This window comes from Enterococcus italicus DSM 15952, assembly GCF_000185365.1.
In the GTDB taxonomy this organism is placed as follows: Bacteria; Bacillota; Bacilli; order Lactobacillales; family Enterococcaceae; genus Enterococcus_G; species Enterococcus_G italicus.
Map to the genome: position 1 here is coordinate 550,835 of NZ_GL622241.1, position 8,785 is coordinate 559,619.

Below are 8,785 nucleotides of genomic sequence, written 5' to 3' on the forward strand. Positions count from 1 at the left end.
ATTGTTGTGCTGTGACAACTTTTATATCATAACATCGTTCCAACGTGATGTCAACAACTAATTTTTATTTTTTAAATCTCAGTTGTTATCCTTTGTTAGCGACTTGATCATCTTATCAAATGCAATGTTATTTGTCAATATGTTTTTTAGATTTAAAAACTGTTTTATCAGTATTTAACTATCTTGTAACAAGTCAACTTCGTTATATTACCATCGATATCGGCAGTCGTCAACACTTTTTTTAAAAAATACACTCCTGGTTAATACGCCAGGAGTGCTTGTCGTTATTCCGTTGCTCTTGTTTGATGTGGATCTTGGATTCGTTTAAACATTCGCTCCATATCACTTAATGTAAAGTGAACCAAAACCGGCCGACCATGTGGACAATTAAAGGGATTTTCACACGTGGTTAATTCCTTTAATAAAGCTCGTGCTTGCTTATCATCTAGATAATGATTGGCTTTGATGGATCGTTTGCAGCTCATCATAATGGCAGTTGCTTCAAGGAAGCTTTTGACACTTACTTTTCCCGTCGCCAAATACATATCAATCAAATCTTTGGCGACTTGTTCTTCTTGGCCTGCTGGAAACCATGTCGGGTGTGCACGAATAATCAGTGTATATTGACCAAAGTCTTCTAAAAATAGACCAACTTGTTCTAATGTATCTTTTCCTTCGATGATTCGCAAATAATCATCTGCTGGGTATTCTAGCACAATTGGAATAATTAACTCTTGTAAATCTCGGCTGACTTCTCCTATTTGTTCACGGTAATACTCATATTTAATTCGTTCCTGTGCGGCATGCTGGTCAATAATATAGAGTCCGTCTTCTCCTTGCGCAAAAAGAAACGTGCCATGCATCTGGCCAAAATATTCTAATTCTGGAAAGCGCTGTGTACTTGGCTTTTCATGAAGCATCTTTTCAACCATTTGCACAGAAATCGCCGTTGTATCATGAACCGTTTCGTCAAAACGAGCCAATTCCTCTGCAATTTTGGGAATGGTTGTCCTATTTTCCGTGCTTGTTTGTTGCGCAGCTGTATCAAGGGGCTGCTGTGTAGCTTCATAGGTGGGCTCCACAGAATCGGTGGGTGGCACTTTCTCTAGTTTTTGGGTATCCCCCGGGACAAAAAAATCTCCTGATGCCGCATCATAGACTAGCGGCTTGTCGTTTGCTTGCGTGAGCGGCAAAGAGGTCTGCTCCATTGTCTGTTTTTCTTGGAAACGTTGCTTGAATTCCTTTTGTTGACCGACGTTTGGAATAAGCGATGGTTCTTTTAACGCTTCTACAATAGCCGACTTCAATAACTGCGTCAATTCAGTTTCTTTTGAGAGCCGCACTTCTTGTTTGGTCGGATGGACATTAACATCAACTAAAAGTGGATCCATCGTTATCTCGATAATCGCGATTGGAAACCGTCCGACCATTAACTTCGAGCCGTAACCTTGAATAATCGCTTTATTCAAGGCGTAATTTTTTATAAATCGGCCATTGATAATAAGGGATAAGTAGTTGCGATTGGCTCTTGTCACTTCTGGCAGTGAAATATAACCTTTTATCTGAAAATCTAGATCGTCAGCGGCAATTACCAACATCTTTTTAGCTGTTTGCAGACCATAGATACCCGCAATGGTTTGCTTTAGATCACCATTGCCGGCTGTCTGTGTCATTTTGTTACCATCATGAACCAAGCGGAAGGCAACGGATGGGTGACTGAGTGCCAAACGATTAACGATGTCGCCGATATTTGCCAACTCCGTCTGAAATGTTTTGACGTATTTCAAACGAGCAGGCGTATTAAAAAATAAATTCTCGACAACGATTTTGGTTCCTTTTCTTAAAGGTCCCATTTTATGTGAAAGAATGGTACCACCTTGGAGATGAACAATCGAGCCATTTGTCGCACCTTGGCTTGCTGTTTCAATAGTCATTTCAGATACCGAGGCAATACTAGGTAACGCTTCACCACGAAAGCCCAAGGTCCGAATCCGAAACAAATCAGCTTGATGATGAATTTTACTCGTCGCATGACGCTTAAATGCATTCTCGACATCCTCGTCGGCAATCCCTTCTCCATTGTCTACGACTTGTATTTTTTTTAATCCTGCGTCCTCTAATAGGATATCAATTTGAGTACTGCCAGCATCTAGTGCGTTTTCTACTAGCTCTTTCACTACCGAGGCAGGACGTTCGACAACTTCCCCTGCCGCGATTTGGTTCGCTAATTGTTCAGATAACTCTTTGATTTTCACTGGCTTGCTCCTCCTTTATTAGTCGACTAATTTTTTTTGCCATTCTGCTACTTTCAGCATCACTTCTATCGGTGTCATTTGCGAGAGATTCAACTGCGTGACTTCTTCACAGACAAACTGCTGCTGTGATTGAAAGAGGCTGAGTTGCTCGACAGGCTCGTCTATATGAGCCATCGGTGATTGGGCTTGCGATTCAAGTGAATGAAGAATCACTGATGCCCGTGTTAAGAGCTCTTTTGGCAAGCCGGCAAGCTTAGCCACATGGATACCATAGCTTTTGTCGGCCGGTCCAGTCATCATCTTGTGTAAAAAGACGACCTCTCCTTCTTTTTCAACAGCCCCTACGTGTTGGTTACGCAAATGCGCTAGCTCTTGATCTAGGACCGTTAACTCGTGGTAATGCGTAGAAAACAACGTCTTAGCCCGGATATCTCGATGAATGTATTCAATAATCGCTTGAGCTAAGGCCATCCCATCATAAGTCGCGGTACCTCGCCCTAACTCATCAAATAGAATCAAGCTATTGACCGTCGCATGTTGCAACGCCTGATTGGCTTCCATCATCTCTACCATAAACGTACTTTGACCAGCAATCAAATCATCGCTTGCCCCAATTCGGGTAAAAATCTGATCAAAAATCGGTAATTCTGCCGATTCTGCTGGCACGAAGCACCCGATTTGAGCCAAGATAACTGTCAGCGCTAATTGCCGCATATAGGTGCTTTTCCCTGACATATTCGGTCCGGTAATTAATAATATGAACGTCTCTTGATCCATTACAATGTCGTTGGCAATGTATTCTTGTTGCCCGAGTACTTTCTCAACAACTGGATGACGCCCTTGGACAATAGCCAATTTCTGCTGCTGATTCATGTTTGGTTTGACGTACTGATAGCGTTCGCTGATTGTCGCAAAGCTTTGCAAGACATCGACCGTACTGATTGCTTTGGCTAGTGCTTGCAAACGTGTGATGGCTTGTTTGACTTGTTCGCGGACTTCAATAAACAATCGATACTCTAATTCAGTCGACCTCTCCTCAGCTTCTAGAATCAGTGCTTCTAATTTTTTTAATTCAGGAGTAATAAAGCGCTCGGCGTTCGCCAATGTCTGCTTGCGATCGTAGCGCTCTGGCTGGGTAAGATTTACGATATTGGCCTTACTAATTTCAATATAGTAGCCGAATACTCGATTGTAGCCAACCTTTAGATTTTTAATTCCTGTCTCTTGTCGTTCTTTTGCTTCTAATTCCGCCAACCATTGCTTTCCATTTCTCATCGCTTCTCGGTATTGATCTAATTGCGAGTCGTAGCCTACTTTTATGACATTGCCTTCCGTGATTTGTAACGGCGCATCCTCTGCGATGGCTTCATCAATTAGCGCTACGACATCTTCTAGTGGCGTCAACTCCGTCAGCAAAGCAGTCCATTCCTCGTAATTGATACCGGCAATAATCGCCTGAATTTGCGGCACTTGTTGCAAGGAATGCTTTAATTGCAACAAATCGCGTCCGTTCACATTGCCAAATGCGATTCTACCTGCAAGCCGCTCCAAATCGTAGACACCTTTTAGACTTTCTTGTAAGTCAACCCGCTCAAAAAAAGCATGCAATAGAGAAGCTACTTGCAGCTGTCTTCGCTCAATAGCAGCTTGTTGAATCAGCGGATGATCAATCCATTGTTTTAACAAACGTGCACCCATCGCTGTTTTTGTTTCATCTAATAACCACAATAATGTCCCTTGTTTTTTCCCCGTGCGGATTGCTTGTGTCAATTCGAGGTTATATTTTGAATAGTAGTCCATTTTTAAGTAGTGGTCTGTTTGGTAAAATTGGGCTGGCTGCAAATGACCCAGTTGCCGCATTTGCGTTCGTTGCAAATATGCGTGCAACAATTCTACTGCTTGCTTAGCAAGTGGCTCTGTGATTGCATCCGCTAAGCCACCTACTTGTTGTTCGGTCGCTTGCACCGACATGACTGCACCTAATCGCTGCTCGATCCGTTTGGTCAGATTATCTGGTAAGGGCTGGGCAACGATCAGTTCCTTGGTCTCCAATGTCGCCAACTCATTAAAGACAATGTCTTCATCACTGACGACTGTCGCCTTCATTTCACCAGTGCTCAGATCTGCATAGGCAATGCCATAGTCGTCGCCATCTTTGATAACTGCGGTCAAATAATTGTTTTCTTTTGAGTGCAGTCCTTTGCCATCCATGACAGTCCCTGGTGTGATCAACTGAATGACTTCTCGCTTGACCATCCCTTTTGTTGTCTTCGGATCTTCGACTTGTTCACAAATAGCGACCTTGTAGCCTTTTTCAATCAATGTATCAATGTAACCAGCGGCCGCATGGTAAGGCACGCCACACATTGGGATAGGGTCATCCGCATTTTTATTGCGACTGGTCAAGGTCAGCTCTAAGATTTGCGCTGCCTTTTCCGCATCGTCATAAAACAATTCATAAAAGTCCCCTAGTCGATAAAATAAAAACGCATCTTGGTAGTCTTTTTTTATTGAAAAATATTGCTCCATCATCGGTGTTTGCTTAGTCTTCTGAGGCATGCTTTGTCCCCTCCTCAATCGCTTGATTCACATTTTTTTGGATGGTTTGCGTCACATATTGGAGCAATTCATTGGCTTGAGCTAGTGATTCTCGGTATAGCTGCACCACCGGATGTTGGTTGTACTCTTGTGTTAGTGCATCAATTTTGCGGATTGCTTCTTTTTCTGCCTCAGGTTTGCCATAGTGTGCAAATTGCACCGCCTCTTTTTGCGCTTGCTTGATTTCTTCTTCTAACGCTAGTAATCGTGGGTTTTTCTTGGCTTGCTTTTGAATTTCTTGAAATTCTTTAATGGCTGGATAATCCGCAAGCAGCTGATTTAATTGTTCTAGCGAGAGTTGAATCTTTTGGTCCTCTATCATATTGGTTCGTTCCTTCTCTTATTCTAAAAACGGGCGATCTTCACTGATCTGAATGAGTTCAATGTGACGTGCTTTTCCTGTTAAATCATCAATATCAATGACACAGCCACTCAAAATGCTGCGTCCAGTTTCGATTACTTCAAATCTTCGTGGCAATGCGGTAATGAATTTTTCAATCACTGCTTCCTTCTTCATCCCTAATACGCCATCATAAGGACCGGTCATGCCAACATCACTTAAATAGGCAGTGCCTTTTGGTAAAATACGCGCATCATTAGTTTGGACATGGGTATGCGTGCCAATCACTGCGGATACACGCCCATCTAGATACCAGCCCATCGCTTGCTTTTCACTCGTCGTTTCCCCATGGAAATCAACAAAGACATTGGTCGTCTTCTTGTGGACTTGTTCTAATAGCTGATCGATGGCAGTAAAAGGATCATCAATCGCCGTCATAAACGTCCGGGCTTGCAAATTAATCACAGCTAGCTCGCTTGCATTTACTTTGACATATACACAGCCTACACCCGGTGTTTCTTTAGGAAAATTGACCGGGCGAATCATTTTTTTTGCATCGGCAATAAAGTTAAAAATATCGCGATTGTCCCACGTATGATTGCCAAGCGTGACGACATCGACACCATCTTGTAAAAATTTTTTATATATTTTCTCCGTAATTCCGCGACCACCGGCAGCATTCTCGCCATTCACGATGGTCACTTGCGGATGATATTTTTTCTTTAGTTTTGGCAAGTAGGTGGTGATGGTCTCTCTTCCTAATGAACCTACCACATCACCAATAAACATAATTCGCATCTATTTCCCTCTTCTCTCTTCGTTACACTTCTTTATTTTATCATATTACACACCCTCAGCGAAAAAAAGAAAACAATCAAATCTTTGCGCCGTCATTCAACGTCTGATAGATTGATTGTTTTCTCCTGTAGTCCATACTATTATTTAGATATTAGCTTTAACTTGACCAATGCTTGCCAAATGCCATCTTGCTCATTACTAGCCGTCACCATATCGGCTTGACGCTTCACTTCATCCGAAGAATTGCCCATCGCGATTCCCAAGCCGACTTCTTTTAGCATCTCGCGATCATTCATGCCATCACCAAATGCAATCACATTTTCCTGTTTTATCCCTAGCTGCTCAGCCAGTTTCAACAGCGTGACAGCCTTTGAGCCATTCTTAGGTATCATATCCACACATTCCGGGTGCCAACGAACAAAATCAAACGTATCATACACCGACGTATCGAACTCCTGTGTCTCATTATAAAAAGCTAGCCCTTGATAAATCGCATGCTTCTGATAAAAATCTGCTTCAAGCTCCGGCACGACCGATCCAAATGAGGACATCGCCTCATCCATTTGCCCTTCATTAAATGTCGTCAGTCGCTTAGTCGTATCTAAGCCAATCACAGCGACATCTATTGCTCGTTCAGATAAATCACGGTAGCACTGCTCAAATGCATCCGGCGCTAAGGTGTGCTCATAGACCAACTGATGGTCAGCAAATGCCACCGATCCATTGCACAGTACCGCATGCTCAAAGTCTAATTGTTCGATGACCGGCTGTGCTAGTCGACGATTACGCCCTGTGGCAATCGTCACGGCATGTCCTTGACGCTTTAATTGATTGATTGCAGCCACTGTGCTTGCCAGCGGTTGTTTTTGATTGTTTAGTAAAGTACCGTCTAAATCAAAGGCGATTAATTTTCGTTCCATTCTCTCGTTCACTCCTTTTTTTCTATCATAACGAATACGCTTCCTATTTTCTATAAAAAAAGACTGTCTCTGTCATCAAACAAAAGAACAGTCTTACCTTATTAATCAACATAGCGTGAGTTGGAATTATTTAGCCATGCGTAAACCAAACCAATCACTACGCCGCCGCCAATGTAATTACCGATAAACGCAAAAAACAAATTATGTGCCACAGCACCCATGGTCATACCTGGTAAATTGCCACCAGTCACAAAAAAGCCCAATGCAAAGGCTGGGAAATTAGCAATAACGTGCTCAAAACCTAAAAAGGCAAAGATAAAAATGATAAAAATAATCGCCCAGACTTTTCCGCCGTCGTCTTTCATGCGCATACTAGCTAGAACAGCCGTATTTACCACAATATTAGCAAACATTCCTTCTATTAAAATCTGAATCGTTGACTTAGCCAGCTTACCGGATAAAGCATGGACCAAAAAGCCATCACTCGCCACATGTTGAAATGGTCCCGTCAACGAAAGAAGGTAAGCAAACAACACGCCACCAATCAAGTTAAACAAAATACACGTAAACAAAATTTTCGCAGCCTTACCGGCACCGAGACGTTTCCGATAGACACCAGCTGTCATATATAGCATATTAGACGTCCCTAACTCCGCATTCATATACAAAATCATCACAAGTGACCAACTGAACATAAATGCATACAACAATTTACCACTGCCCGGTAGCAATTCTTCTGCTTTGATACCGACCGCAAATGCAATGCCCGTTCCTAACGTCAAAAATAAACAAGCCAACATTGCACGCACCGCATACCTTACGTAACTTGTATCGATCAAATCCACTTTCTTTGAAATGGAAGAATCAATTTTCTCAAACAAGGGTGATACTGGGTTCATCATACCCCACCTTTATATATTAGTCTTAGCATCATTTTAATCAGCAATGCGTCATTTGTAAAGTACTTTTGTGAAAAGAAAAACAAATTATCTGAAAAATAAAGCTTGCTTTCTTGCTTCCTTTTCTGACTTGGAAGTTGACAAATACTATACAGGTAAAGTAATATGAAAGATGTGTAAAATAATGCAGCAGAAAGATAGTCAGACATCCCTAGTTTGTTGCCTATTAGGGTTCAATTGTGTAACCGCGGCTGCAAAGGTGAAGATTGAAGAACAAACTACATGTGTGATGATTGTTTCATCGGATTATTTTACTCCAACAAACTATATTTTATTGGAGGAATTTTAAATGTCTCGTTATACAGGACCTTCTTGGAAAGTCTCTCGTCGTCTAGGAATTTCATTATCTGGAACTGGGAAAGAATTAGCTCGTCGCCCATACGCACCAGGACAACACGGACCAAACAGCCGTGGCTCTCGTTCTGAATATGGTCAACAATTAACTGAAAAACAAAAACTACGTCATATGTACGGTATGAATGAACGTCAATTCCGTACGTTATTCGTAAAAGCAAGCAAGATTAAAGAAGGAAAACACGGTGTTAACTTCATGATCTTACTTGAACAACGTTTAGACAATGTTGTTTACCGTCTTGGTCTTGCAACGACTCGTCGTCAAGCTCGCCAATTAGTAAACCATGGTCACATCACAGTTGATGGCAAACGCGTTGATATCCCTTCTTACCATGTAGATCTTGGTCAAGTAATCGGCGTCCGTGAAAAATCTCAAAACTTAACAATCGTGAAAGAAGCAGTTGAATCAACTGTTGGTCGTCCAGCATTTGTAAGCTTTGATGATGAAAAATTAGAAGGTTCATTATCTCGTTTACCAGAACGTGACGAACTTTATCCAGATATCGATGAAGCTCTTATCGTCGAATTCTACAACCAAAAACTGTAAGACAAACAAAAAGA

7 protein-coding genes are annotated in these 8,785 nt (G+C 41.9%); 1 reads left to right on the forward strand and 6 read right to left on the reverse strand.

Annotated features, from left to right (window positions below):
* Positions 1-284: 284 nt before the first annotated feature.
* The 6 genes from mutL to HMPREF9088_RS02590 all read right to left on the reverse strand — a co-directional run bounded on the left by mutL (position 285) and on the right by HMPREF9088_RS02590 (position 7,810).
* A complete protein-coding gene (mutL, locus tag HMPREF9088_RS02565) occupies positions 285-2,255 on the reverse strand; it encodes a DNA mismatch repair endonuclease MutL (protein ID WP_007207563.1) in 1,971 nt (656 codons plus the stop codon).
* Between the two features lie 18 nt (positions 2,256-2,273).
* Entirely contained in the window at positions 2,274-4,814 is a 2,541-nt protein-coding gene (gene mutS / locus HMPREF9088_RS02570) for a DNA mismatch repair protein MutS (protein WP_007207564.1), read from the reverse strand.
* Positions 4,798-5,175: a YlbF family regulator gene (locus HMPREF9088_RS02575; RefSeq protein WP_007207565.1), complete on the reverse strand. Its 378-nt coding sequence runs from the start codon at positions 5,173-5,175 to the stop codon at positions 4,798-4,800. Before HMPREF9088_RS02575 ends, mutS begins: the two co-directional genes overlap by 17 nt.
* An 18-nt stretch (positions 5,176-5,193) precedes the next feature.
* Positions 5,194-5,991: a TIGR00282 family metallophosphoesterase gene (locus HMPREF9088_RS02580; RefSeq protein ID WP_007207566.1), complete on the reverse strand. Its 798-nt coding sequence runs from the start codon at positions 5,989-5,991 to the stop codon at positions 5,194-5,196.
* 140 nt (positions 5,992-6,131) lie between these two features.
* Positions 6,132-6,911 (reverse strand): Cof-type HAD-IIB family hydrolase, encoded by a 780-nt coding sequence (locus HMPREF9088_RS02585; RefSeq protein WP_007207567.1) that lies wholly within the window; start codon positions 6,909-6,911, stop codon positions 6,132-6,134.
* Positions 6,912-7,012: 101 nt separating this feature from the next.
* Positions 7,013-7,810, reverse strand: coding sequence for a formate/nitrite transporter family protein (locus tag HMPREF9088_RS02590; protein WP_040366158.1), 798 nt, complete (start codon positions 7,808-7,810; stop codon positions 7,013-7,015).
* A gap of 349 nt (positions 7,811-8,159) precedes the next feature.
* Between HMPREF9088_RS02590 and rpsD the strand changes: the two genes are divergently transcribed.
* Complete coding sequence (rpsD, locus tag HMPREF9088_RS02595; protein WP_007207570.1) at positions 8,160-8,771, forward strand: 30S ribosomal protein S4; 612 nt, start codon at positions 8,160-8,162, stop codon at positions 8,769-8,771.
* Positions 8,772-8,785 lie beyond the last annotated feature (14 nt).

What these genes read in the sequence shown, in the direction of transcription:
- mutS (WP_007207564.1), bottom strand. Translation starts at nt 4,814, where the DNA reads ATGCCTCAGAAGACTAAGCAAACACCGATGATGGAGCAATATTTTTCA.
- HMPREF9088_RS02575 (WP_007207565.1), bottom strand. Translation starts at nt 5,175, where the DNA reads ATGATAGAGGACCAAAAGATTCAACTCTCGCTAGAACAATTAAATCAG.
- HMPREF9088_RS02580 (WP_007207566.1), bottom strand. Translation starts at nt 5,991, where the DNA reads ATGCGAATTATGTTTATTGGTGATGTGGTAGGTTCATTAGGAAGAGAG.
- HMPREF9088_RS02585 (WP_007207567.1), bottom strand. Translation starts at nt 6,911, where the DNA reads ATGGAACGAAAATTAATCGCCTTTGATTTAGACGGTACTTTACTAAAC.
- HMPREF9088_RS02590 (WP_040366158.1), bottom strand. Translation starts at nt 7,810, where the DNA reads ATGAACCCAGTATCACCCTTGTTTGAGAAAATTGATTCTTCCATTTCA.
- rpsD (WP_007207570.1), top strand. Translation starts at nt 8,160, where the DNA reads ATGTCTCGTTATACAGGACCTTCTTGGAAAGTCTCTCGTCGTCTAGGA.